The organism is [Borrelia] turdi (genome assembly GCF_008828755.2).
GTDB classification, from domain to species: Bacteria; Spirochaetota; Spirochaetia; order Borreliales; family Borreliaceae; genus Borreliella; species Borreliella turdi.
In genome coordinates this window covers 691,593-715,693 of the sequence record NZ_QBLM01000001.1, presented here as the reverse complement: position 1 = coordinate 715,693, position 24,101 = coordinate 691,593, and the positions used below count along the sequence as shown (strand labels likewise).

The following is a 24,101-nucleotide window of genomic DNA, read 5'->3' as shown; positions in this document are numbered from 1 at the left end:
GCATATTTTTTAACAGCTCTATTGATTTTTATCATCGCATATATATTGTATAACTCTTTGTTTTATTTTAAAAAAAAACAAACTTTATTTTTAAGCAAAGCTCAACACTTTGTACCATTCAAAACAGAAGAAAACAAAGAAATGCAAATTGCTTTTATTGTTAATAAAAATATCAATATAAATAAAATCTCAATAGAAGACATTTATAACATATATAATAATAAAATTTCGCACTGGGGAAGCATTTCAGATCAAGGAATTGATATTATACCTATTGCCAATTCACTTGATAGCATATCTAGCAAAGCTATTCTAAGAACACTAATCAAAAACAATATATTTAATAAAAGATACGTAAAAATCGAATCATCTACTAAAAAAATACTTCAAACCATAAACAGCACAATAGGCTCTATAAGTTATTTAACAAAAGAAGAATTCGAATCCCTAGATTTTAAGTTATATCCCAATATTAAAGCTTTAAAAATAAAAACTATGTCTATCTTAATAAGTAAAAAAACTTTAACAAAAAATGAAAATGAAATAATCAATACGCTAGGTGTTGATGAGGTTGAAAAACTTATTAAGGGTAAAGAAAAATGGATTAATTTAATAGCAAAGGATATTAAATTAAAAATAATAAAATATCTTGATCAAGAAGAAAAAATAATACAAACTATAGAACAAACAGAAGGAGCACTAGCAATTGTACCTTGGCATTATTTTCAAAATACTAAAGCACCCTTTATCAAAATGCATTACTTTGATAAAAGCAGCCCTTTAAATTTAAATTTCATATTATCTATTCCAAGAGATTCTGGTGCATATGGTGGAATTTCTTACTTAATCTTAAATACTTTTTATGTAATATTATTAACAACTGCTATTTCAATATGCATTGGAATAGGAACTGGCATAATGCTTGCCGAATATACTTCTAACAAGATATTTTACAAAATACTATCTATGAGTGTTGACATCCTGTCTTCAATTCCTGCAATAATTTTTGGACTTTTCGGACTGATATTTTTTGTACCAATTTTTGGAATGGGAATACTCTCAGGAGCAATAACAAGCTCCCTAATGATATTACCAATGATTGTTAAAACAACCGAAGAAACATTTAAAACAATACCAAAATCATACAAGTATGCATCATTCGCCTTAGGAGCAAACAAAACAGAAACTATAATTAAAATTATGGTTCCAACAGCTATTCCTGGAATACTAACAGGAATAGTTCTTGCAATAGGAAGAGCTTTAGGAGAAACAGCTGTATTGCTTTTTACAATGGGAACAAACTTGGGACTTGCAACAAATTTAAATGAACCATCAAGAACATTAACTGTACACCTATTAATGTTATTTCAAGAAGGACACCTGGACAAAGGATTTGGAACAGCTTCAATACTTGTAATAATGATACTCATAATAAATTTAACATCTAAATTTTTAATAAACAAACTATATAGGATTAAATAAGTGGTAAAAGAAAAAGATAACCCTAAAAATGAAATTATAATAAAAACAGAAAACCTAAATCTATTTTATACAGAATTTAAGGCTTTAAACGAAATAAATATTAAAATACTAAAAAATAGTATTACTGCTTTAATAGGTCCATCTGGCTGCGGCAAATCAACATTCTTAAGAACTCTCAACAGAATGAATGACCTTGTAGAAGGCATTAAAATAGAAGGCAATGTAATATATGAAGGGAAAAACATTTATTCAAATAATTTTGATATCCTAGAACTTAGAAGAAAAATAGGAATGGTGTTCCAAACTCCTAACCCATTTTTAATGTCTATCTACGACAATATAAGCTATGGCCCAAAAATTCACGGGACAAAAGACAAAAAAAAACTAGATGAAATAGTAGAACAATCACTAAAAAAATCTGCACTCTGGGACGAGGTCAAAGACAAACTTAATACAAATGCCTTAAGTTTGTCAGGAGGGCAACAACAAAGACTCTGCATTGCAAGAACTCTTGCAATAGAACCAAATGTAATACTAATGGATGAACCTACCTCTGCACTCGATCCAATATCAACAGGCAAAATTGAAGAACTAATAATAAACTTAAAAGAAAGTTACACAATAATTATTGTAACTCATAACATGCAACAAGCCGGAAGAATATCTGATAGAACCGCATTTTTCCTTAATGGATGCATTGAAGAAGAAAGCCCAACTGATGAACTATTCTTTAATCCTAAAAATCCTAAAACTGAAGAATATATCAGTGGAAAATTTGGCTAACTTTAACCTAATGAAACATCAAGAAACATCATTAATGTAAAACCAATAACACCAAATATACTTGGCACTTTATTATCAATGTCTTTTCTCTTAGCTTCAGGTATTAATTGTTCAATAGACACATAAATCATAGCTCCTGCTGAGAAAGCTAAAGCAAAAGGTAAAATTCGAGTAAAAGAATAAACTGCATAAGCCCCCATAAGACCACCTACAATTTCTACTAATCCTGACATTTGGCCATAATTAAAGCATTTTGCCAAAGCAACATCACCTCTTCTTAAGGGTAAAGAAATAGCTGCTCCTTCAGGAATATTTTGAATGCCAATACCAAGCGTAAGAAGCATAGCTCCAACTAAAGTTTGAATATCCGGATTAGAAGCCAAGGCTCCAAAAGCAACTCCAACAGCCAATCCTTCTGGGAAATTGTGTAAAGTAACAGCGGTAAAGAGTAAAAAATCTTTTTTCCCGTGTTTAGTTAAATCTTCATCAATAAAAGTAAGTTTATCAAGATCTGGAACAAATACATCTACAATATATATAAAAAATGCTCCAACAAGAAATCCAAAAACAGCCGGTACCCAAGTAATGTATCCAAGCTCCTCAGCTCTTTCTATAGCAGGCTGAATAAGTGAAAAAAAACTAGCCGCTATCATAATACCTGCTGAGAAACCAAGCATAGCGTCCATTATTTTATTATCTACCTTTCTAAAGAAAAAAACCGCTGCTGCTCCAAAAGCTGTGGTAAACCAAGTAAAAGTAGAGCCTAAAAGTCCTAATAATACAGGATGTAAAGTCAATAAATAATCCAAAATTGATTTTGTCATAAAACCTCCTATTAAAATAAAATCAATAAATAATAAAAAAATTTACTCATCAACCAAAATAGCTTTTATTCTTCTTACACCCGAAGATGAGGATTGTTCTTTTTGTATTTTAAAAGTACCAAGTTCATTGGTATTCTCAACATGAGGGCCTCCACAAACTTCAAGTGAAAATCCATCTATCTCGTAAACACTAACCAAATTATCATATTTTTCTCCAAAAAGAGCCATGGCTCCTTTTTCTTGAGCCTCACTTAATTCCATTATAGATTTTTTCACAGATAAAGAATTCTTTATCTGTGAATTAACAATCTCTTCAACTTTTTTTATCTCATCATCTGTCATCTTTTTAGAATGAACAAAATCAAACCTTAATCGCTCAGCAGTAATATTACTTCCTTTTTGCCTAACATGATCACCTAGTACTAATTGAAGTGCCTTATGAAGCAAATGAGTTGCTGTATGCAGCTTGGTGGTCTCATAAGTATAATCAGCAAGCCCTCCTTTAAAAACTTTGTCACCCCCTTTCTTTGAAATCTTTTGATGCTTTTTAAAAAATTCATCAAAACCCAACTTATCAATATTAAAGCCATATTCAAAAGCAAGCTCTTCTGTTAATTCATATGGAAAACCATAAGTATCATAAAGTTTAAAAGCAATATCACCAGGAATAGTTTTATAGGGTAAATTTCGTGTTATTTTAATAAATTCTTGCTCACCTTGAAATAAAGTTTTAAAAAACTTTTTTTCTTCTGTGCTCAATTCTTTTTTGATAAAATTTTTCTTTTCTGTTAACTCATTATAAAAAGATTTATAAATAGTCTCTACAGAATCAACAAGATCAGCTAAAAAATGGGATTTTATTCCAAGCTTCTTTGCATATCTAACCGACCGCCTTATTAGTCTTCTTAGAACATACCCTTGACCCAAATTGGAGGGAAAAACAACAGAACTATCAGCAAGAATAAAGCAAGCAGCTTTAACATGATCAGAAATTATTCTAATGTATCTATCATCGTCTTCTTTTTGTCCATAAACTTTACCAGAAATAAATTCTATTCTCTTTATTATAGGTATAAATGCATCTGTCTCATAAACTGAAGATTTACCCTGCAAAAAAGCAATTGTTCTCTCAAGCCCCATTCCCGTATCGACACATTTTCGATCCAATTCTATGTAATTACCATTTTCATCTTTATTGTATTGCATAAAAACATTATTCCAAATTTCAAAATACTTGCCACAAGAACACGTAATATTGCAATCAAAAGAGCACTTAACCTTTCCAGTATCTACATATATTTCAGTATCTGGTCCACAAGGTCCTTTAGATCCAACAGGCCCCCAAAAATTATGCTCTCTAGAAAGATAATATATTCTATCTTTGGGAATGCCTAAGCTTTCCCAAACCCTAGCCGTCTCTGTATCACGAGGAATTTCTTGATCGCCTTCAAAGACACTCACATAAAGACTATCTTTTGGAATATTTAAATAATCAGAAGAAGTCAAAAATTCAAAACTACATTTTACAGAATATTCTTTAAAATAAGCTCCAAGAGACCAATTTCCAAGCATTTCAAAAAAAGTTAAATGACTTAAATCTCCAACCTCATCAATGTCTCCTGTTCTTAAACATTTTTGCACATTAACAAGCATGTCTCCTGATGGATGTGCTTCTCCAAGAAGATAAGGAATAAGGGGCTGCATGCCAGCTGTATTGAAAAGAACTGTAGGATCATTTTCAGGAACCAATGATTTACCCATTATTTCAAAATGTTTTTTTGATTTAAAAAAATCAATATATTTTTTACGCAACTTATTAAGTGTCATTAAATAAATTCCTCATTTTTTCTATATATTACTAAATCGCCTTTTAAAGTTAAATTTTTAATATAATTAATAAAAAATAGTGTCATGGCTTTTAAATTTTTTTTACTTATTTTCCCCAAAAAAGCTTCTTCATCTAAAATAATTTCTTTACGCCTTTTTGAAACATTTGAAAGCATTTTATCTCTAACCTCATCAGTTTTATCTTTAATAATAATTGCAATCTCTTTATCTGTAAACTCTCTTAAAATATTATGCAAGTCATTATCCATGATTCTCAATATTACATTAATATCGAATATTTTTTCTCGAATTTCACTGTCCACAACAGGATTTAAATCCTTCATATTAATTTTATTAAGCAAATTTTTCTCTTCATTAGAATCCATATAGCTTAAAATATCAACAAGTATTTTAGATCCATCAAGTTTATCTGTCTTAAGAGTCCCTTGCATTCTAAATCTATCCTTAAGTTTATTTGAAATTGCCTCTATTGTCTCCATACTCAATTGCCTTGGTTTGGCAAGATCTTTTATAAATTCTCTTCTATCTTCTTCTTCTAGCATTGAAAAAACATACTTTTTTTGATCTTTATTTAAATAATTATATAATATGACAAGCGTTTTAATATTCTCATCTTTAATTAATGCCCAAAGTTGTTCATGTTCGATTTGAGATAAATAATCAAAAGGAATAAAAATATCATTACCAGTAACTTTTTTATAAATTGATTTTGCTTTAGATTTTCCTAACGTTTTATTCAATAATTCATAAGCAAAGTTATCATCAACCTTAACATACCTTTTTTCATTTCTTAGCAACTCTTCAAATTCTTTAATAATATGATCTTTTTCTTCTGGAGAAATATAGCTAATCTTTGAAATTTCTCTGGTAATTAAGATTATATCCGAATCATCAAGCTCAGACATAATCTTTGCAGATTTTTCAAGCCCAATAGCCAAAAAATATTTTGCAATCTTTGTAACCTTACTCTCTTTGCGAATAAATCCTGGCTTTAAATCATTAATATTATTGGATTTAGACTCAATAGATGCTTTGTTTTTATTACCCTTAATAAGGCTTATCCAAGATCTAAGCATAGAACCTTGAATTTCTGAATCAGAAAAGTTTTTATTTAAACTCAAAGTATCAATTTCTTCAACAGTTTTTTTGCTTAAATTTTTAGTATTTTTATACTTAGAAAGCCTAGGATCCTGCATAACCTTCATCTCTTTTAATGTTTGTAAGAACCAATAAATTGGGATGCTCTTTAAGAAGTCTAGCTGGACATTCATTGATAGAACTATTAAAACCTAAAAAATTTTCTAAAGCTCGCTTTTTATCAACACCCATAAATAACAAAACAATAGCTTTTGCATTAAATAAAGATTTTGGCGTTAAACTTATTCTTTTACTGGGAAATTTGGGAGAATTGTACTCGTACTGATAACCTTCTACATCTGAAAACAACAGTTTTCTTGAAGGGAAAAGCGATGCGATGTGGCCATCTTCACCAGCAGAAACTAAAATAAAATCAAAAATATTAAACCTTGAATTAAATTCAATATTATAGTCATGAATAGCTGTGGTTTCATCTATTTCGTTATAAATAAAAGCATGAAATTTAGAAATGCTTATTAAATTTTTATCAACCATTTTGGAAAAAAAATTTTTATTTAAAAGATTATAATTACTATTTTTGTTATTTAATGGAACACACCGTTCATCAACTAAAAAAAAATGTGATCTTTTAAAAGAAAAATTTTGTTTAAGAAAAACACTTAAAAAAGTAACTATGCTTCGACCACCACAAATTCCAATGCTTGTATATTTATCTTTATCTATATTCATATCAAAAAAATCAAAAAATCTATTTTTTAAATAATTCTCTTCATCAGAATATAAAAACTCCATTTAATTTTCCTTAATACATATTAATCTAAATAATAAAAAATAATTGCAACAATCCTTAATAATTTTTTGAGGATAAAGCTTTTGGTTGTCAAAGCTTATATCAACTGAAAAAAATTTAAAGTATTCTTGATTTGCATTTTTAATTTTTAACATTTCGGACTTTATATCATTAATTTTATCAAAAAAATATCTTAAGCCTACATTATTACTAATTAACAACTGTTGATTATAAAGCTTAATAACAATATTTTTCCCTACTGCTTTCATTTTCTCAAAATCAATTGTATTGACAATCAAAGAAATATACACGCTGTATCTATGAAGCATTTTTATAACGCCACTCATTAAATTCATAAATCCTATTTTATATGATCTTCATCAAATCCATATTTAATAAAAAAAGTTTTTAATCTTATGCAATTTTTTATGCAATTTTAGTCTTATATAAATTTAAATTATTCATGTTAATGCTGCCATTAGCCGTATCACTATTAAAATCATATTGTAAATTCCAAATCAAAAATATTAAAAGGATTTCTATTCCGCCTATACTCTTAAATTCAATAGAATTACCATTCTTAGTGCTAATGTTTTTTATTCTATAAGAAATTATCATTGACAATGCTAGAAAAAGTAGTAAAAAAAATAAATCTTTTATTCCAACCAAATAACAATTCCTCCTAAATATAAGAACAAATGATTGTTAAATTAGCTCGTTTATTCTAACATATTATGTAATGTTAATGAATCGAAAAATATCAATAGCTCCAATGGTAAACATTACAGACGAGCATTTCAGATATTTAATAAGACTTTTATCAAAAAAAGTTGCATTATACACCCCAATGATTTCTGCAAAGTCAATAATTATGGGAGATGTAAAAAAAATTGTAAAGCAAACTCCCCTAGAATCTCCAATTGCAATTCAAATAGCAACAAACTCTAAAAATGATGCTCTTAAAGCCATTCAAATTCTTGAAAAACACTTCAATTTTGATGAATATAACCTTAATGTTGGATGTCCATCTCTAAAAATCCAAAATGCAAATTGTGGAGCTTGTCTAATGGGCAATGCCAATCAAGTAGGTGAAATTTTAAAAACAATGAAAGAAAATACAAATAAGCCTATTTCAATCAAACATAGACTGGGTATAAGGCTTTTATCTAGTGATTACAGAAATGAAAGTTACTCTGAGCTAAAAAGATTTGTCAAAATAATTTCGGATTTTGGTATCAAAAATTTTATTGTACATGCAAGGGTTGCAATATTAAAAGGATTTTCTCCTAAAAATAATAGAAATATCCCTAAATTAAGACATGAATTTGTATATAATCTAAAAAAAGAAAATAAAAATTTGTTTATTGAGACAAACGGAGGAATCAGCAACTCAGAACAAATTAAAAAACACTTATCTGTTGTTGATTCTGTCATGATTGGAAGAAGTGCGTTTGAAAATCCATACTTTATTGCAAACGCCTCAAGAGAATTTCTAAACGAAACTGATAAAATTCCCACAAGAAAAGACATATTGATGCAAATGGTAGAATATATTAAAGAATGCGAAAATTACTTGTCAATAAATATATTATTTAAACATCTTATGGGAATAACCTTTTCCAAAGAAGGAGCTAAAAAATTTAGACAAAACTTAACAGCACCATTTCCAAAAAACTTGAGAAAACATGAAATATTGCTAAAAGCTATAGAAACATTGCCAGAAAAAATACTAAATTCTAATTCTTAAAAGGAATGTAATCAAAACCCGTATACTTAACTAAACTTTTTGGAATTCTAACTCCGCCCCTTTCATCCTGAAAGTTTTCAAGTATGGAAATAATAACTCTAGTTGTAGCTATTGCTGTTCCATTTACCATGTGTACAAATTTATTTTGCCCATCTTGATCTTTATATCTAATCTTAAGCCTTCTTGACTGATAATCTGTACAATTTGACGTTGAAGTAACCTCTCCATAACTACCCCCAGCATCTCTTCCAGGCATCCATGCTTCAATATCATATTTTTTATAAGCTGGAGAGCCAAGATCAAAAGAGCAAACATTTAAAACCCTATAAGGAATCTCAAGCTCAGTAAAAATTTGCTCTTGAATGCTCAAAAATTCGTCATGAATAACCCGAGATTCTTCTGCTTTACAAAAACAAAACATCTCCACCTTGCTAAACTGATGAACCCTATAAAGACCTTTCGAAAGCTGCCCATAAGCTCCAGCTTCTTTTCGAAAACAATGTGAAAATCCTGCCATTCTTATTGGCAAAGTGAGATCTATTATTTTATTATAATAGTAACCGCCAAGAGTAATTTCAGAAGTGCCTACAAGGTATTTATCTGTACTTTCAATCTTGTAAATATTGCTTTCATCGCCACGAGGATTAAAACCAATCCCATCAACTATAAACTCTCTTGCAACATCAGGGGTAATAAAAACATCAAAACCTTTTTCTCTTAACTTATTTAAAGAGAAATTAATCAGAGCAATTTCTAAAAAAACTGCTTCGTTTTTAAGATAATAAAATTTACTACCGCTAACCTCACGCGCTCTGTCAAAATCTAGAAGATCCAAATCTCTACCAAGCTCTAAATGATCTTTTGGCTTAAAGTTAAACTTTGGAACAACCCCTACTTTTTTTATCTCAAAATTATCTTCCTCGCTATTGCCAATGGGCACATCAGGCGACAAAATATTGGGTACTCGTTTATTTTCAAGGTCAAAATCAAAAGATAGTCCTTCAAGCTCTTCTTCTAGATTAAAAAGCTGTTTTTTTAAAATCTTTCCAGTTTCTATTAAAGAGTTTTTCAACCCCTTATCAAGATTCTCTCGCATTTTGAAGGAATTTTCATTTCTTTTTGCATTAAGCTCACCAATTTTGGTAATTATTTTTTTTCTCTTATCGTCAAGATAAATTAACTTATCAATATCTAAAACAAGCCCTCTTGCTTTAATACTTTTCTTAACAAGATCAAGATTATCTTTAATAAATTTCAGATCAAGCATCCTATCTCCTAAGATATGTCTTAAGTAAAATTTTTAAACAAAATTACAAATAATATTAATTCATATCAAGGTTATTATATAATATCTTATAGCAGGATTAGAATAAATATTGCAGGGAGAAACAATCGTATGCTAAATCCAATAAAAATAAAATTAACTTTTGTGTTAATATCTACATTAATGATTTTTAACGGATGTACAAAAAAATTAACCAAAATAAATTTTAAAGATATTAGATCAAATAGCAACAAAATGAATTCTTTAATAATAACTTCAATAAGTTCAAAAGAAGAATCAAAATTTTATGAATACAATATTAGAATACCTAAATTAATAATTGAAGGAAAAGAAAAAGGAAATCTTGAAGAATTGAATACTGAGCTTAATGAATATGTAAGCCAAATTGTAGAAAGACTTGACATTGTTAGCAAAGAGCTTAAACCTGAGGATAAAAAATTCAGCTTAAAAATAGACTATGAAATTTACCATGGATACAATACTTATACAATAATAGTTATTGCAACTCAAAAAATCCATGATAGTCCTATTACAAATTATAGAAGCTATTACATTCAAGATAAAGGAAATTATATTCATAATATTGACGACATAATTAAAACAGATGAAGCATTCCCATTTTTTATAAAAAAAATTAAAGAAAAAATTTTACCTAACGAATTATTATTCGATTTACAGCAAGCAGTAATTTACTTTGAAAACAAAAAAATTATTATTAAATTCCCTGAATACACATTTAAACTAGACGATACAGAAGAGCTCCAAAACATATTTGAATTTAATGAAAGTGAAATAGCACAATTTGTAAAATAAGGATTAAAACCATAAATGAAAAAGAAAAAAATTTTCAAACTAATTTCAAAAACTTATTTAGAAGAATATGATGCAGAAGGATCTTATTTTAAACACTCCAGCGGCCTTGAAGTATTTCAATTAAAAAGTGATTCTTTTAAAGAACATGCATTTTGCATAGCTTTCAAGACAATACCTTCAAACAATACTGGGGTTGCACATGTTTTAGAACATACAATCTTTTGTGGTTCTAATAAGTATAAAATAAAAGATCCATTTCTTTATCTATTAAAGGGAAGTCTAAATACATTTTTAAATGCAATGACATTCCCAGACAAAACCATCTACCCAGCAGCATCTACAATTGAAAAAGACTATTTTAATTTATTTAATATCTATGCCGATTCCATATTTCACCCATTACTTAAAAAAGAGTCATTTATGCAAGAAGGATACAATATAAATCCAAAAGATTTTAAAGTATCTGGAATTGTATTTAATGAAATGAAGGGTAGCTACTCAAATAAAAATTCTCTAATCAACGAAATAGCAATTAGCTCTCTTTTTGAAGAGGGAACATATAAATATGATTCGGGTGGAATCCCAACAAATATTATTGATCTCACCTATGAGAGTTTTTTAGATTTCTATAAAAAATATTATACACTTGAAAACTGTAAAATATTTTTATGTGGCAACATTCAGACTGAAAAAAATCTAAATTTCATTGAAAAATATATAATAAGACCTTATAAAAAAGAAAAAAGCAATGTTAATATTGATATAGAAAAAGTTAAAAGATGGGAAAAAGGGAAAAAGTTAATATACAAAATTCCTAAAGAAAACGATAATACTCTTGGGGTATACACAATAAATTGGCTTTGCACAGAAATTAACAATATTGAAGACAGTATTGGTCTTGAAATTCTCTCAGAAATACTCTTAGATGATTCTTGTTCATTTATAATCAATATCTTAAAAAGCGGGATTGGCGAAGATATAGCTCACATTAGCGGAATCAATACAGATTTAAAAGAATCCGTTTTTTCATTTGGACTTCAAAATGTTGTTGAAAAAAAAGAAAAAGAATTTAAAAATTTAATTTTTAGTGAACTTAAAAATTTAGTAAAAAATAAAATTCCAAAAGAACTAATAAAAGGAATTCTTTTTGGCTACGAATTCGCTTTAAAGGAAGAAAAAGGACAAAATTTTCCCATTGCTTTAATGATAAAAAGTTTCAAAGGATGGCTAAATGGCATGCATCCAATCAAAACATTACAAACAAGCTACTATATAAATGAAATTACAAATAAATTGGAAAAAGGAATTTATTACTTTGAAAATTTAATCGAAAAATATCTAATATTTAATAATCATTATACATTAATAAGCTTTATTCCATCACATGATACAGAAAAAGAAATGGAAGAAGAAATTGAAAAAAAATTAATGACCAAAGAAATTGAAATTAAACAAAATCCAGAAGAATTTTTACAATTTAAAAAAGACTATAATCAGTTTAAAAAATACCAAAATAAAAAAGACTCTAAAGCAGATATAGCAAAACTTCCTTTACTAAAAATAGAAGATTTGCCAAAACAAATAGAAAAAAGTTTCGATCTTAATGAAATAAAAGAACTGAATTTACATTCTTTTAAATTTAAAAATAATAATATTTTTAATGTAAACCTATTTTTTAAACTAAATTTTTTAGAAAAAGAAGATTATATATACCTATCTTTATTCAAAAGAGCTCTCCAAGATTTATCTACAAAAAACCATTCTTACATAGATATTAACAATAAAATCCAAAATACTTTAGGACAAATAAATATATCTGAAAGCTACGACGAGGATATTAATGGAAACATTTTAAATTCGTTTAATATTAGCTTTAAATCTTTTAACCATAAAGTTAAAGAATCATTTGAACTGATTAAAGAAATTTTAATTAATATTAACTTTCATGATTATGAGAGATTAAAAGAAATAACGCTAAGCTTAAAAAACGATTTTAAATCCTTATTAATCCCCAAAGGACATCTTTTGGCAATATTAAGATCCAAATCAAAGCTAAAATTAAATGAGTATTTAAAAGAATTACAAAATGGAATAACAGGTAGAGAATTTTGGCAAAAAGTAAAAACCGATAAAGAGTCTTTAAAAGAAATCGCAAATAAATTGGACAATTTAAAAAGTAAAATAATTTTAAAAAACAATCTATCTGCACTAATAATGGGAAACACTGATGACATTCTTAAAAACTTGAAAAATGAATTGTCTAATCTAAAAGAAAGCTTAAAAGAGAATAATTATTACGATGGATTACTCAATATTGAGACAAACAACAAAACATTAAAAGAAATAATAATTATCCAATCAAAAGTGGCTTTCAATGCCATATGTTTTCCTAGCTACAAAATCAACGATGAAAATTATCCAAAAGCAAGTTTTTTAGAGCATATATTAAGAAGTGGAATTTTTTGGGAAAAAATAAGGGTAATAGGCGGTGCATATGGAGCAAGCGCATCAATCGCTAACGGAATTTTCTCTTTTGCATCCTACAGAGACCCCAATTTCATTAAAACGTACCAAGCTTTCGAAAACTCTTTAGAAGAATTGGCTAATAATAAAATGACAAATGAAGAGATTCATACCTATTTAATAGGATTAATAGGAACCAACATCTATGTAAAAACTAAAGCTACAGAGGCTTTACAAAGCTATAGAAGGAAAATATTAAATATTAGCGATAGTTTAAGACAATCTATTCGAAATGCCTACTTTGCAATTACACCTCAAGATATTAAAGAAATATCTGGAAAGATTCTAACACAAATAAGACAACAAAATAGCATTACATCTTTAGTAAATAACCAAACATACGAAAAAGAAAAAGATAATCTGGAAAAATTAATAGGAAAAGAATTTAATGTAAAAAAAATTTATTGATATTCTCTCAAAATTTCATATAAAAAACTAACTTTTAGAAAAAACTAACTTTTAAGATTTTTTATACCTTTTATTAAATTTATCAATTCTCCCTGCTGCATCAACAAACTTCTGTTGACCAGTATAAAAAGGATGTGATTTGCTTGTAATCTCCACAGTAATCAATGGATATTCCTTTCCATCAATATATTTAATAGTTTCTTTTGAATTCAAAGTAGATCTGGTTAAAAACATCGCCCCATTTGATCCGTCTTTAAATACCACTAAATTATTTTTAGGATGTATACCTTTTCTCATAAAACCTTCCTCTTAACCTTCACTAAAGTTTAATTGACATTAAAAATAATGTCAATTTATTTAATTACCATTGCTCATTGTCTTTAAAAAGATCTCATTATTTTTGCTTTTTTTCATCTTTTCTATCAGAACCTCAACTCCCTCATAATCATCAACGCCTCCTAGTATTCTTCTAATAAGTAAAATCTTAGAACGCTCCTCCTCGCTGAGCAATAACTCCTCTTTCCTGGTACCTGACTTTTTAATATTAATAGCGGGGAAAAGTCTTCTGTCTGCCAAACTTCTATCAAGAATTAATTCCATATTACCGGTACTTTTAAATTCTTCAAAAATAACTTCATCCATTTTGCTGCCAGTATCAACTAAAGCGGTAGCTATAATAGTCAAGCTTCCACCTTCTTCAATATTTCTAGCAGATCCAAAAAACCTCTTTGGTTTATGAAGAGCATTAGAATCTACCCCGCCCGATAAAATTTTACCAGAAGTTGGCATAGTTTGATTATATGCCCTTGCAAGTCTTGTGATAGAATCAAGCAAAATGACAACATCTTTTTTATTTTCAACAAGCCTTTTTGCCTTTTCAATAACCATCTCTGCTACCTGAACATGCCTACTAGCCTGCTCATCAAAATTAGATGCAATAACCTCACCTTTAACACTACGAATCATATCTGTAACTTCTTCTGGTCTTTCATCAATAAGTAATATCATCAAAATAACGTCTGAATAATTAGTAGTTATTGCATTAGCTATTTTTTGAAGTAAAGTAGTCTTTCCCGCTTTTGGAGGGGAAACTATCAAAGCTCTTTGCCCCTTACCTATAGGTGAAAAAAGATTAATAAGCCTTGTAGAAATATTGCAATTTTCATATTCAAGATCCAATTTAATGTTGGGATAAAGAGGAGTTAAATTATCAAAAGGTATTCTGTTTTGAGCAAAAGTAGGATCTTGATTATTAATAGATTTAATTTTAACCATGGCAAAAAATCTCTCACCATCTCTAGGCGATCTAATTTGACCATGTAAAATATCGCCTGTTCTTAAATTAAAAAGTCTAATCTGAGAAGGAGAAACGTAAACATCATTGCCTCCTGAAAGATAAGAATTTGATGCGGTTCTTAAAAACCCATAACCATCACTAAGCACGTCAAGCACACCTGTAAATAAAACATTAATATTATTCTCGCTTAATATTTTTACCAATAAAAATATTAATTCGGTTTTTTTCATTGTTACAGCAATAGTATGATTGGTCCCAAGACCTTCAACAATTTTTCTAACCTCTGTAATTGGCTTATCATAAAGTTTTTCAATCTCTACATGATCTTTGTCATTAAAAAACTTGATGATATTACTTTGTTCTAAAGTTTTAATGTTATTTTCTAAACCTGAAGCAGGAATATCATAATCAAATTCAGAAAATACTAAGCCATTTGAATCCTTTGCGCTACTTAATAAATCTGAAGATTTTGCCATACTAGACGCAGAATCCTTTTTAGCAACAACTTTAATCACTTTTTTTTTCAAATTGTCTTCAATCTTAAGCTCTTTAGAAACATCCAACCGCCTTATTTCGCTGCTTTCTAAAGCAAATTCACCATTCTTTTTATCCATAATTTCCTCTACGAATTAAATTTTTGAGAAAGGATTTTATAAAAATCTACTTATTATTAATTAATAAAAAACACCTATCTTATTGCAAAGTATCTTTTATTTGTGAAACGGTGAAAGAAAATAAATCTACAATCTCATTAGACTTTATCATTTCACACTTACCATCAAAAATTATATTATCATTAATAAATATTTTTTTTGTCTTTACATCCCCATATATTTTACAACCGCTGTTTAAATAAACTTTACTAGCAGCATTTACATTGCCCTTCAAAATTCCTTCTACTATTAATGTATCACAAATTACTACATTGGTAATAACTTTACTGTTCTTACCAATAAAAAGCACACCCTCTTTCGAAGATATTTCACCCTCAAAAGAAGAATCAAGATACAAAGTTCCTTCAAATTTTAATTTTCCTCTAAAAGTTAAACTAGAATCCAGCTTACAATCCCATTTATAAGAATCTACCATATTAACCGGCATTTAACCTTTAATACCCCACACTCTCTCTTTTAAATCTTTGCCTGGACGAAAATAAGCAACATGATGATCTAAAACCTTAACATATTCTCCTGTTTGAGGATTGCGAGCATTTAAACGCCCCTTTCTTTTTCTAACTTCAAATGTACCAAAAGATCTAAACTCAATAACATTATTCGAACAAAGATTGCTTTTAAGCTCTTTAAAAAAAGCATCTATTACAATCCTTATGTATTTTTTTTCTAATTTTATATTATTATTTCTAATGCTCAAAGATATTTGATCAACAATATCTGACTTGGTAACCTTTGGTCTTCTTGAAAAAGACATAAACTAATTTCCTTACTTTAAAAGCAAAACATTTAAACGAGATTTTTTTCTAGCAGCTTTATTTTTATGAATTATTCGCTTTCTAGCAGCAGTATCTAGTTTTTTTGCAACAAACTTAAAAAATTCAATAGCTTCGTCTTTCTTGCCCGCTTTAATCATGTTGATACAGCGCTTTTCTATTGTTTTTAATTCACTTTTTACACTTACATTTCTAATCTTTCTTTTTAAATTTTGCCGAGAGCGCTTCAATGCAGATGCATTTTTTCTCAAGTGGTACTCCTTAATATTATTAAACAATAATTTTAATATATCAACTAATTTAAATATAGTCAATCAAAGCTTAAATTAATTCAACATAATAGTTCTGATTAATATACTCAAAAACCTTTTGCATAGAATAAGAAATTTTTTTATTCAAAATATATACTTTTTTTGTTGGATGATCTCCTTTATAAGAAAAGCATAAATAATTTTTATTATTAAATTCAAATTCTCTGGCAATAAAAATTTTTTCAAAAAATTCATAAAAATAAATTTTACTTTTAAAGATTTTCCTTTCATAAATAGAATCTTTTCTAAATTCGTAAAACAACACTACATTACTAATAACTAAAAAGTCACCTAACAAAACTTTAATATCAATAAAGCAAATAAATAAAAAAATAAATATATTGCTTAACGAAATATAATAAACAAATAAACTAATCATAATGCGAGCTAAAAACATGAAAAGATAGGAATAAGACAAATAATATCTTATTGGAAAATCTTCTAATTTTGAGACAAACAAATCTTTTCTTTTAAATCTAAGCTCTTTTAACAATTCACTCGAACCATTGCCTATCAAAAAACAAATCTTAATCTTTTTTTTATTTTTTAATTTCAAAATCAAAACATTGTCTGATAATCTTTTTTCAAACGCAATAATGTCATCAAAATCAAAATTATAACTTAAAAAAATGCCCTTATAATAAATTCCAGATCCCTTAAAAGAAATGGAGCAAAAATATCTTAAATAAAAAAGAATTATAAAAAAATTTACAAAAAGAAGTGCTATAACAAAGTAAAAGAAACTTGTATCATGTAAAACCAAATAAAGCAAGCAAATTACAATATTAAAAATAAACAAACAAGCTAGATTTATATTGTTGAAAAATAAATTACCCATAATATAAAATAAATCTAAACATTAAATTTAAAAAAAATCACATCTCCATCTCTTACCAAATATTCTTTACCTTCAATTCTAATGAGTCCTTTCTCTTTTAGTTTTTGAACACTTTGAAATTCAAACAAATCCTCACAAGAATAAACTTCTGCTTTAATAAAACCTCTCTCAAAATCACTATGAATTATTCCGGCAGCTTTTGGAGCCTTCATGCCCTTTTTAAATGTCCAGGCTCTAACTTCTTGCAAACCTGCTGTAAAATAAGTTCTAAGCCCCAAAGTATAATAGGCTTTTTTAATTAAATTGCTAAGGCCACTATCATTAATTCCAAATAATTTTAACATTTCATTTTTATAAGACACATCCTTTATTTCAGCAAGCTCAGCTTCAATTTTGGCGCATAAGATTAAAAAATCATTCCCTTCTTTCAAGGCAATATTTTTTACAATATCTGTATATTTATTACCACTAAGTGAATTTTCATCAACATTACAAACATACAAAACTTTTTTAAAAGTCAAAAGATTTAACGATCTAATAAAGTTGTATTCAAAATCATCAAATTCAAACTCAATAACAGGATTCATATTACTTAAATGATCTTCAAGTCTTTTTAACATTAAAACAATTGCTTTAGAAGATTTACTAATTTTTTTATCAGCGCTTTTAACATTTTTTTCTTGTTTTTGAATACTTTTTTGAACAGTTTCAAGATCTGATAAACAAAGTTCAACATTAATTGTGGTTATATCTTTCTCAGGATTAATATCATCATTAATATGAATAACCTCTTTTTCTTCAAAACATCTTACAACATGAACAATAAGAGAAACTTCGCGAATATTAGCTAAAAATTTATTACCAAGCCCTTCGCCTGATGATGCTCCTTTGACAAGGCCTGCAATATCTACAAATTCCATAACAGCAGGAATAATTTTCTTCGAAGCAATACACTTTGCAATTTTTAAAAGCCTTTCATCAGGAATCTCTACTATTCCTATATTTGGCTCAATAGTACAAAAAGGATAATTAGCAATCTCAACCTTAGATGATGTCAAAGATGAAAATAAAGTAGATTTACCCACATTGGGAAGCCCCACAATTCCTGCATTAAGTCTCATAGCCTATCCCCTCCTAATAAAATCAAAAAGCAATCTAATTAATAAAATATGCAAACTCTCCTCTTCCTGTTTGTTGATTTACATTTGCTTCAACAGATAAATTAAAATACTTATTAGGCTCTTGAGGACCTGGATAATAATATTCTAACAAATAAGTACCTGTTTTTTGTTCTAAAATTAAATCATAAACTTTAGATACTCCTTCATAAGATGAAAAAGGAATTATAGCACCACCTGTTTCATTAACTAAATACTGAAGCTTACTATTAACAGGATCGTTGCCAAACAATATTAAGTAAAACCTTATATCATTATTTTTATAATAACTTACTATTGTATCTAAAGAATACTTTTCAAAAGCTTTACGATTTAAAACACCACCACTAAAATAAACTACTGCTCTTCTTGAGCTTTTTGACATAAGCCCAGAACCTGCTAACTTTAAACTAACATCTGTTTTTACAATATCTGTGCTATAAGGACCAAGAGAACTTGTATTTTTAATGCTATTTTTCAAGCTTTCAATATTATCTATAATGGGAACACTTGTTGCATTTATAAAGCTAAAATTTTTATTTTTTGACGATTCTATTAAAGCATTTAGACCTACAATTTGATCTAGATCATAATTTTTCATATAAGAAGATTTATCAAAAACAAGTGCTATATTAATGTCTTTTGAAGCATTTACATTGTAAGCTACCCTAGGATTGATAATGTAATAATTTTCATTTGCAATTGAAAAATTTTCACTTTTAAGCCCAACAACCGGCAAACCACTTTTACTGCTAACATTAACCTCAACATAAATTTTAGACCCTCCAGGCCTAACTATTCTTCTAACATCAACATTTAAACTATCATAAAGACTTGAATCGGTTTTGTAAACCGAAACCTTAGCATTATTAAAATCTGAGACAATCATTTGATTATTAGCATCTAAAATAGATGAAGAAATTTTAGAATTAACTTTATCTGCTTTTAAAATTTTTGTAATTGTCTTTTTAGCAATATTGTACTTATAAACACCATATTTTGAAGATATTATAACATTGTTGCCAGCAGAATCACTACTAAGCCCTTCTATTTCTTCAATAGAAGTAAAAACTGAATACAAATGATTACCACTAGTATCAAAAACTTCAATAGTATTCCTTAGAGAATCTGCAACATAAATATTTTCATTCAAATAAGTAATACCAGTGGGACCTAAAAGCCCCTTGTAACCTAAAGTTCTATAACCAAAGTGCAGAATAAAATCACCCCCAAGTCCAAATTTACTCACCCTTTTATTTCCCCATTCGCTTACATAAATATAGTTTCTCTTATCAATAGTCATATACTGAGGAGCAAGTAATTCACCATCTTTTGTGCCTTTTTTCCCAATAGATCTCTTTTTAACTCCAAGAGCTTTGTCGTAAACACCAATTTCGTCACTTGAATAAAGAGTAACATAAAGCAAATTATTAGCTTCAATAACATCATAAGGTGATTTTAAATAACTAAATCCATCTTTAACTAAAGCATTAACATTATTATTAACATCAAAATACAATATTTCATTACCTAAAAAGTTAGCAGCATAATATCCGCCATACTTATCAGCCCTCAAAGATGTAATTTGATACCCATGTGGCCTTTTATAAATAGAATTATCAAGAGAAGCAACTTTTACAAGTTTTTTTAAATTAAGTTCATAATTTGAAAAAACACCTCTCCTTTGCTCAATAGTGGAAATCAAATGTCTCAGATAGGGCACCTTATACCCTTGATCTTTTAAATTTCTCCATTCCATTAAAGCTTCTTCGACATATCCCAGTCTATAATAAACATTGCCAGTCCAAAAATGATAATCAAGGTTATTAGGATCAAAGCTTAAAATTTTTTTAAAAGACAAAAGAGCATCATCATAAATTCCATTATTATAGGAATTAAGAGCCCATTTAAACTCTTCTTGAGCATCTTTATTGGTAACTATTCCTTGAGCATGTAAACCAAAAAGACTTAAAAAAAACAAGCCAATAAAACCAAAAATCAACATAATTTCCTTTACTCTTTTTTAAAGAACTATTTTAAGCATAAATTTTCCAAAAAAATAATACAAAAAATTTAATGCTATCATATAAAATTATTAATGATAATGTTAAATATATTACATCATTATGTCACTAATAATAATAGTAAAAAAGAGGAAAAATGAAAACTAAATGCTTTTGCCTAGCCGCATTTTCAGGAATTCTTACAACACTTGCAATTCCAAATGAAATTAAAGAAACCGGATATTCAATCCTGGGGTTTGTTGCTTATGTGCCACTTTTTATAGCCTTAAGAAGGCTAGAAGAAAAAAAAACAGTAATAGGATTAACAGTATTTTATTTCATAATAGCTAATAGCTTGCAAAATTTTTGGCTTGGTTTTTTTCATGCATTTGGATGGATTACATTCCTAGGAGTAATAATAGGATACATCCCATATTCATTAACTTTGGGTTATTTTCTTTATTACTCTTTAAAAAGCTTTAAAAATAAGACAATGACAATAACAATGCTTTTTACATTTTATGATTACTCAAGATCAATTGGATTTTTAGCATATCCCTGGGGGCTTGCAGCTTTCACCATAAGCAACTTCAACGATTTAATTCAAGTGGCAGACATTTTTGGTGTATTTTTTGTATCATTTGTAGTCTACTTTTTAAACTCAGGAATTGCGGACTTTTTAATCAATAAAAACAAAACAAATTTACTAAACACGGTATTTTCAATATTACTAGTAACAACATCTTTTATTTATGGAATGCTTAAAAAAACAGAATTAAAAAGCTTATTTGCAAAAGAAATAGATAGTCTAAACATTGCAGCTATTCAGCTTAACACTGACCCATGGTTGCCTGGAAATGACAAAAAAGGAATAATGGATTCTATTGCAATAACAGAACAAGCCTTAAAAGAAAATCCGAAAATAGAATTTGTAATTTGGAGCGAAGGAGTACTAACCTATCCTTTTAACGAAGAAGACCAGTACTTTAAAAACTATGACCTACATAATGAGTTGAGAAATTTTATAAAAGAACGAAAAATCCCATTTGCAATCGGAGCTCCCTCAAATGTCGATAAAACCATAGGGATTCAGCAAAATTCTATTTACATGGTAGAACCAAATCTTAATATTGCAAACATATACTCTAAAATATTCTTAGTCCCTTTTGCAGAAAAAATTCCATTTTATGAATATGAATTTGTAAGAAAATTTTTTTTAAAAAATTTTAGAATTTTAGGACAAATTGAAGGAAATAAAATTGAAATATTGAAATTGAAAAAATTTAAATTTGCTCCCTTAATATGTTATGATGATGCATTTCCAGAACTTTCAAGGTTTTATAAAATCCAAGGCGCTAACACATTGTTAAATTTTTCAAACGACTCTTGGTCAAAAACAAATTCAGCAGAATGGCAACACTTTGTTGTAGCTAAATTTAGAAGTATTGAAAATGGAATCAAAACCATTAGAGCTACAAACTCAGGAATTACTGCGACCATCAATGAATACGGAGAAGTCATTGAAAAACTAGAAACTTTTAAAAAAGGCTACTTATTGTCAACCGTAAAACTGTCCCCAACATTTACAACTATTTATGAAAAAATTGGAGACTCGTTTATAAATCTACTAATGATAATGTTTTTAATTACAACACTAAAATTTTACTTTATGGAAGACAAAAACCAATTATTATCATTCTCTTTAGTAAAAATTAAAGTCTGATATTCTTTCCAAAATGGAAAATTTTTAGTAACATCATTTTTTTTGGTATTCACATTAATAGAAAAGGAAGTATCGTTGGATTTTGAAATTTTCAAAGATTTTAAATCGTAATAATCATCAACTGATAAATATTCTAACTCATCTGCATCAACCTTAGACGAAGCCCTTGACACAGCCGATACAAAATCATCTTTTGATTCAAATTGGCCCATAACATTCACTTTATCTGCAATAACAGAGGCAAATAAATCAAAGTTCTGAGAAATTAAAGCTCTTGCAAACTTTCCAAATTGAAACTTAATAATTTTATCTTGATTTTTGCTTCTCTCTCTTTGAGCAATATATTCTATTTTAGGAGCATTTGTAAAATCATTGATTTCTATTTTTTCGTGCACTATTCCAGGTATCTCCTCAAGCTTAACATCCTCAAGCATAACAACCTTGGAATTGTCATCCTTAATCTTAGCATCAAGCTCCTTAACTGCAAGCTTAATATCAACCTCCTTTTTCAAATCTGGATAAATCTTTAAAGCTCTTGATTGGAAAAGCTTTCCCTTTTTAATTTTACCAACATTTATATACCTTTGACCAACCTCATAATACAAAATAGCAAGCTCTTTTTGCTTATCAACATAAGAAGAACTATCTTGAGCAAACAAATTCAAAAAAACAAAAGAACATAAAAAACACAGAAGAAACAATCTTCTCATAAGAACCTCCATTAACACTCAACTTTTAAAATAAAACAAAAGAATGTCAATCTACTACAAGTAATTATAATACAAGTTTATCTCTAATTAAAGAAATCACTTTATTCTTATCTTCTTCGTTAAAAATATTTATATCATCGTAAGAAAATTTTATCTTTGAAGACAAGCTGTATTCATCATACCACTTCAAATATTTTCTATTAAGACCCTCAAGATAATCTCTAGGAATATTCATTTCAAAGCTTCTATTTCTATTTTTAATTCTGCGCTCAACCTCATCAATACTACAATCCAGATAAATAAGCAAACTTGGTTTTTGAGAATGTTCAAGCATATTATCAAGAAGATCAATATATATTTTATATTCCTCATCGGAGATATGACCATCACAATTTAAAAGAGACGCAAACACACAGTCACCATAAATAGATCTGTCAAGTATGCCTCCTTTTGTTCTAAATACGCCTTTTATTAGCTTAAATCTCTCATTAAGAAAATTAATTTGAACTGGGAATGCCCATCTGGATTTATCCCTATAAAATTTATCTAATACAGCCAAAGTAAAATCATTATTCAGTTCACTGTAAAAAGGAACTTTCAATTCCTTTGCTAAAATATTTCCAAGCGTAGTTTTTCCTACCCCAATCAAACCTTCTATTACAATCACCAAGTCTACCTCCAAAAATAACTTAAATACTTAACATATAAGCTAAAAAAAGAATTACTAAAACACAAAATCTTAATTAAACACAAAATCTAATGTAAAAATTTTAATATAAAATAAAAAATCCTTAAACAAATTTTGGAAAAGAAATCAATAATTTAATAATTAAAATTTTTAAATTATTGACATTAATCTTAATTAGAAATAATATATTAAATATAAATATTACAAAGATATAATTAAAAATATTGATTTTTTTGAAATAAAAAGAGACTAAAGTATAAAAATACTAACCATTTTGTAAAAAACACTAATATTCGATTGAAAAATTTAACATATTTGAATTTAAA

Annotated in this window: 23 protein-coding genes; 6 read left to right on the top strand and 17 right to left on the bottom strand. The window is 28.0% G+C overall.

What is annotated here, in order from left to right; all coding sequences use genetic code 11:
• Window positions 1–45 precede the first annotated feature (45 nt).
• Together pstA and pstB are read left to right on the top strand one after the other, a co-directional pair.
• Entirely contained in the window at window positions 46–1,482 is a 1,437-nt protein-coding gene (gene pstA / locus DB318_RS03335; RefSeq protein WP_151073709.1) for a phosphate ABC transporter permease PstA, read from the top strand.
• Window positions 1,483–2,265 carry a phosphate ABC transporter ATP-binding protein PstB gene (pstB, locus tag DB318_RS03330; RefSeq protein ID WP_151059893.1) on the top strand — a complete coding sequence of 261 codons (783 nt, stop codon included), beginning with the start codon at window positions 1,483–1,485 and terminating at the stop codon, window positions 2,263–2,265.
• Window positions 2,266–2,267: 2 nt separating this feature from the next.
• On the opposite strand, the gene DB318_RS03325 is transcribed toward pstB, so the two are convergent.
• The 6 genes from DB318_RS03325 to DB318_RS03300 all read right to left on the bottom strand — a co-directional run bounded on the left by DB318_RS03325 (window position 2,268) and on the right by DB318_RS03300 (window position 7,494).
• Window positions 2,268–3,089, bottom strand: a complete 822-nt coding sequence (locus DB318_RS03325) for a ZIP family metal transporter (protein WP_151059894.1) — start codon at window positions 3,087–3,089, stop codon at window positions 2,268–2,270.
• A 42-nt stretch (window positions 3,090–3,131) separates the two neighbouring features.
• Window positions 3,132–4,916, bottom strand: a complete 1,785-nt coding sequence (locus DB318_RS03320) for an alanine--tRNA ligase (protein WP_151074293.1) — start codon at window positions 4,914–4,916, stop codon at window positions 3,132–3,134.
• Window positions 4,916–6,133 (bottom strand): flagellar motor switch protein FliG, encoded by a 1,218-nt coding sequence (locus DB318_RS03315; RefSeq protein ID WP_151073433.1) that lies wholly within the window; start codon window positions 6,131–6,133, stop codon window positions 4,916–4,918. Before DB318_RS03315 ends, DB318_RS03320 begins: the two co-directional genes overlap by 1 nt.
• Entirely contained in the window at window positions 6,120–6,827 is a 708-nt protein-coding gene (locus DB318_RS03310) for a 6-phosphogluconolactonase (protein ID WP_151059897.1), read from the bottom strand. Before DB318_RS03310 ends, DB318_RS03315 begins: the two co-directional genes overlap by 14 nt.
• Entirely contained in the window at window positions 6,828–7,181 is a 354-nt protein-coding gene (locus DB318_RS03305; protein ID WP_236840929.1) for an SIMPL domain-containing protein, read from the bottom strand.
• A 70-nt stretch (window positions 7,182–7,251) separates the two neighbouring features.
• Window positions 7,252–7,494, bottom strand: a complete 243-nt coding sequence (locus DB318_RS03300; protein ID WP_151074292.1) for an SIMPL domain-containing protein — start codon at window positions 7,492–7,494, stop codon at window positions 7,252–7,254.
• A 70-nt stretch (window positions 7,495–7,564) separates the two neighbouring features.
• Here DB318_RS03300 and dusA point away from each other — a divergent pair, with 70 nt between their 5' ends.
• Window positions 7,565–8,572, top strand: a complete 1,008-nt coding sequence (gene dusA, locus DB318_RS03295) for a tRNA dihydrouridine(20/20a) synthase DusA (protein WP_151059899.1) — start codon at window positions 7,565–7,567, stop codon at window positions 8,570–8,572.
• Here the strand turns inward: dusA and serS are convergent.
• Window positions 8,562–9,839, bottom strand: coding sequence for a serine--tRNA ligase (serS, locus tag DB318_RS03290; protein ID WP_151074291.1), 1,278 nt, complete (start codon window positions 9,837–9,839; stop codon window positions 8,562–8,564). The genes dusA and serS overlap by 11 nt on opposite strands.
• A 129-nt stretch (window positions 9,840–9,968) precedes the next feature.
• Here serS and DB318_RS03285 point away from each other — a divergent pair, with 129 nt between their 5' ends.
• Window positions 9,969–10,670 (top strand): hypothetical protein, encoded by a 702-nt coding sequence (locus DB318_RS03285; RefSeq protein ID WP_151059901.1) that lies wholly within the window; start codon window positions 9,969–9,971, stop codon window positions 10,668–10,670.
• A gap of 15 nt (window positions 10,671–10,685) precedes the next feature.
• Window positions 10,686–13,601, top strand: coding sequence for an insulinase family protein (locus DB318_RS03280; RefSeq protein WP_151074290.1), 2,916 nt, complete (start codon window positions 10,686–10,688; stop codon window positions 13,599–13,601).
• 51 nt (window positions 13,602–13,652) lie between these two features.
• Here the strand turns inward: DB318_RS03280 and DB318_RS03275 are convergent, their stop codons facing one another.
• The 8 genes from DB318_RS03275 to DB318_RS03240 form a co-directional block, all read right to left on the bottom strand.
• A complete protein-coding gene (locus tag DB318_RS03275; protein ID WP_006433477.1) occupies window positions 13,653–13,898 on the bottom strand; it encodes a type B 50S ribosomal protein L31 in 246 nt (81 codons plus the stop codon).
• 60 nt (window positions 13,899–13,958) lie between these two features.
• Window positions 13,959–15,512, bottom strand: a complete 1,554-nt coding sequence (gene rho / locus DB318_RS03270) for a transcription termination factor Rho (RefSeq protein WP_151059903.1) — start codon at window positions 15,510–15,512, stop codon at window positions 13,959–13,961.
• Window positions 15,513–15,591: 79 nt separating this feature from the next.
• A complete protein-coding gene (locus DB318_RS03265; protein WP_151059904.1) occupies window positions 15,592–15,999 on the bottom strand; it encodes a bactofilin family protein in 408 nt (135 codons plus the stop codon).
• Window positions 16,000–16,326: an HU family DNA-binding protein gene (locus DB318_RS03260; RefSeq protein WP_151074289.1), complete on the bottom strand. Its 327-nt coding sequence runs from the start codon at window positions 16,324–16,326 to the stop codon at window positions 16,000–16,002.
• Between the two features lie 12 nt (window positions 16,327–16,338).
• Window positions 16,339–16,596, bottom strand: a complete 258-nt coding sequence (gene rpsT, locus DB318_RS03255; protein ID WP_002556832.1) for a 30S ribosomal protein S20 — start codon at window positions 16,594–16,596, stop codon at window positions 16,339–16,341.
• Between the two features lie 70 nt (window positions 16,597–16,666).
• Window positions 16,667–17,494: a hypothetical protein gene (locus tag DB318_RS03250; RefSeq protein WP_151074288.1), complete on the bottom strand. Its 828-nt coding sequence runs from the start codon at window positions 17,492–17,494 to the stop codon at window positions 16,667–16,669.
• Between the two features lie 14 nt (window positions 17,495–17,508).
• On the bottom strand, window positions 17,509–18,615 hold the full coding sequence (ychF, locus tag DB318_RS03245) for a redox-regulated ATPase YchF (RefSeq protein ID WP_151074287.1): 1,107 nt from the start codon (window positions 18,613–18,615) through the stop codon (window positions 17,509–17,511).
• Between the two features lie 34 nt (window positions 18,616–18,649).
• A complete protein-coding gene (locus DB318_RS03240; RefSeq protein WP_151074286.1) occupies window positions 18,650–20,656 on the bottom strand; it encodes a hypothetical protein in 2,007 nt (668 codons plus the stop codon).
• A gap of 155 nt (window positions 20,657–20,811) precedes the next feature.
• Here DB318_RS03240 and lnt point away from each other — a divergent pair, with 155 nt between their 5' ends.
• Window positions 20,812–22,377 (top strand): apolipoprotein N-acyltransferase, encoded by a 1,566-nt coding sequence (gene lnt, locus DB318_RS03235; RefSeq protein ID WP_151074285.1) that lies wholly within the window; start codon window positions 20,812–20,814, stop codon window positions 22,375–22,377.
• On the opposite strand, the gene DB318_RS03230 is transcribed toward lnt, so the two are convergent.
• Both DB318_RS03230 and DB318_RS03225 read right to left on the bottom strand, forming a co-directional pair.
• Window positions 22,317–23,087: a hypothetical protein gene (locus tag DB318_RS03230; RefSeq protein WP_151074284.1), complete on the bottom strand. Its 771-nt coding sequence runs from the start codon at window positions 23,085–23,087 to the stop codon at window positions 22,317–22,319. The two genes, lnt and DB318_RS03230, sit on opposite strands and share 61 nt — an antisense overlap.
• 64 nt (window positions 23,088–23,151) lie before the next feature.
• A complete protein-coding gene (locus DB318_RS03225) occupies window positions 23,152–23,754 on the bottom strand; it encodes a deoxynucleoside kinase (RefSeq protein WP_172964362.1) in 603 nt (200 codons plus the stop codon).
• Window positions 23,755–24,101: the final 347 nt, after the last annotated feature.

Coding starts and splice junctions, on each gene's coding strand:
- DB318_RS03230 (WP_151074284.1), bottom strand. CDS start 23,087: ATGAGAAGATTGTTTCTTCTGTGTTTTTTATGTTCTTTTGTTTTTTTG.
- serS (WP_151074291.1), bottom strand. CDS start 9,839: ATGCTTGATCTGAAATTTATTAAAGATAATCTTGATCTTGTTAAGAAA.
- DB318_RS03280 (WP_151074290.1), top strand. CDS start 10,686: ATGAAAAAGAAAAAAATTTTCAAACTAATTTCAAAAACTTATTTAGAA.
- rho (WP_151059903.1), bottom strand. CDS start 15,512: ATGGATAAAAAGAATGGTGAATTTGCTTTAGAAAGCAGCGAAATAAGG.
- DB318_RS03320 (WP_151074293.1), bottom strand. CDS start 4,916: ATGACACTTAATAAGTTGCGTAAAAAATATATTGATTTTTTTAAATCA.
- DB318_RS03240 (WP_151074286.1), bottom strand. CDS start 20,656: ATGTTGATTTTTGGTTTTATTGGCTTGTTTTTTTTAAGTCTTTTTGGT.
- DB318_RS03305 (WP_236840929.1), bottom strand. CDS start 7,181: ATGAATTTAATGAGTGGCGTTATAAAAATGCTTCATAGATACAGCGTG.
- DB318_RS03285 (WP_151059901.1), top strand. CDS start 9,969: ATGCTAAATCCAATAAAAATAAAATTAACTTTTGTGTTAATATCTACA.
- lnt (WP_151074285.1), top strand. CDS start 20,812: ATGAAAACTAAATGCTTTTGCCTAGCCGCATTTTCAGGAATTCTTACA.
- ychF (WP_151074287.1), bottom strand. CDS start 18,615: ATGAGACTTAATGCAGGAATTGTGGGGCTTCCCAATGTGGGTAAATCT.
- DB318_RS03250 (WP_151074288.1), bottom strand. CDS start 17,494: ATGGGTAATTTATTTTTCAACAATATAAATCTAGCTTGTTTGTTTATT.
- DB318_RS03310 (WP_151059897.1), bottom strand. CDS start 6,827: ATGGAGTTTTTATATTCTGATGAAGAGAATTATTTAAAAAATAGATTT.
- dusA (WP_151059899.1), top strand. CDS start 7,565: ATGTTAATGAATCGAAAAATATCAATAGCTCCAATGGTAAACATTACA.
- DB318_RS03260 (WP_151074289.1), bottom strand. CDS start 16,326: ATGTCTTTTTCAAGAAGACCAAAGGTTACCAAGTCAGATATTGTTGAT.
- DB318_RS03265 (WP_151059904.1), bottom strand. CDS start 15,999: ATGCCGGTTAATATGGTAGATTCTTATAAATGGGATTGTAAGCTGGAT.
- DB318_RS03315 (WP_151073433.1), bottom strand. CDS start 6,133: ATGCAGGATCCTAGGCTTTCTAAGTATAAAAATACTAAAAATTTAAGC.
- DB318_RS03325 (WP_151059894.1), bottom strand. CDS start 3,089: ATGACAAAATCAATTTTGGATTATTTATTGACTTTACATCCTGTATTA.
- DB318_RS03275 (WP_006433477.1), bottom strand. CDS start 13,898: ATGAGAAAAGGTATACATCCTAAAAATAATTTAGTGGTATTTAAAGAC.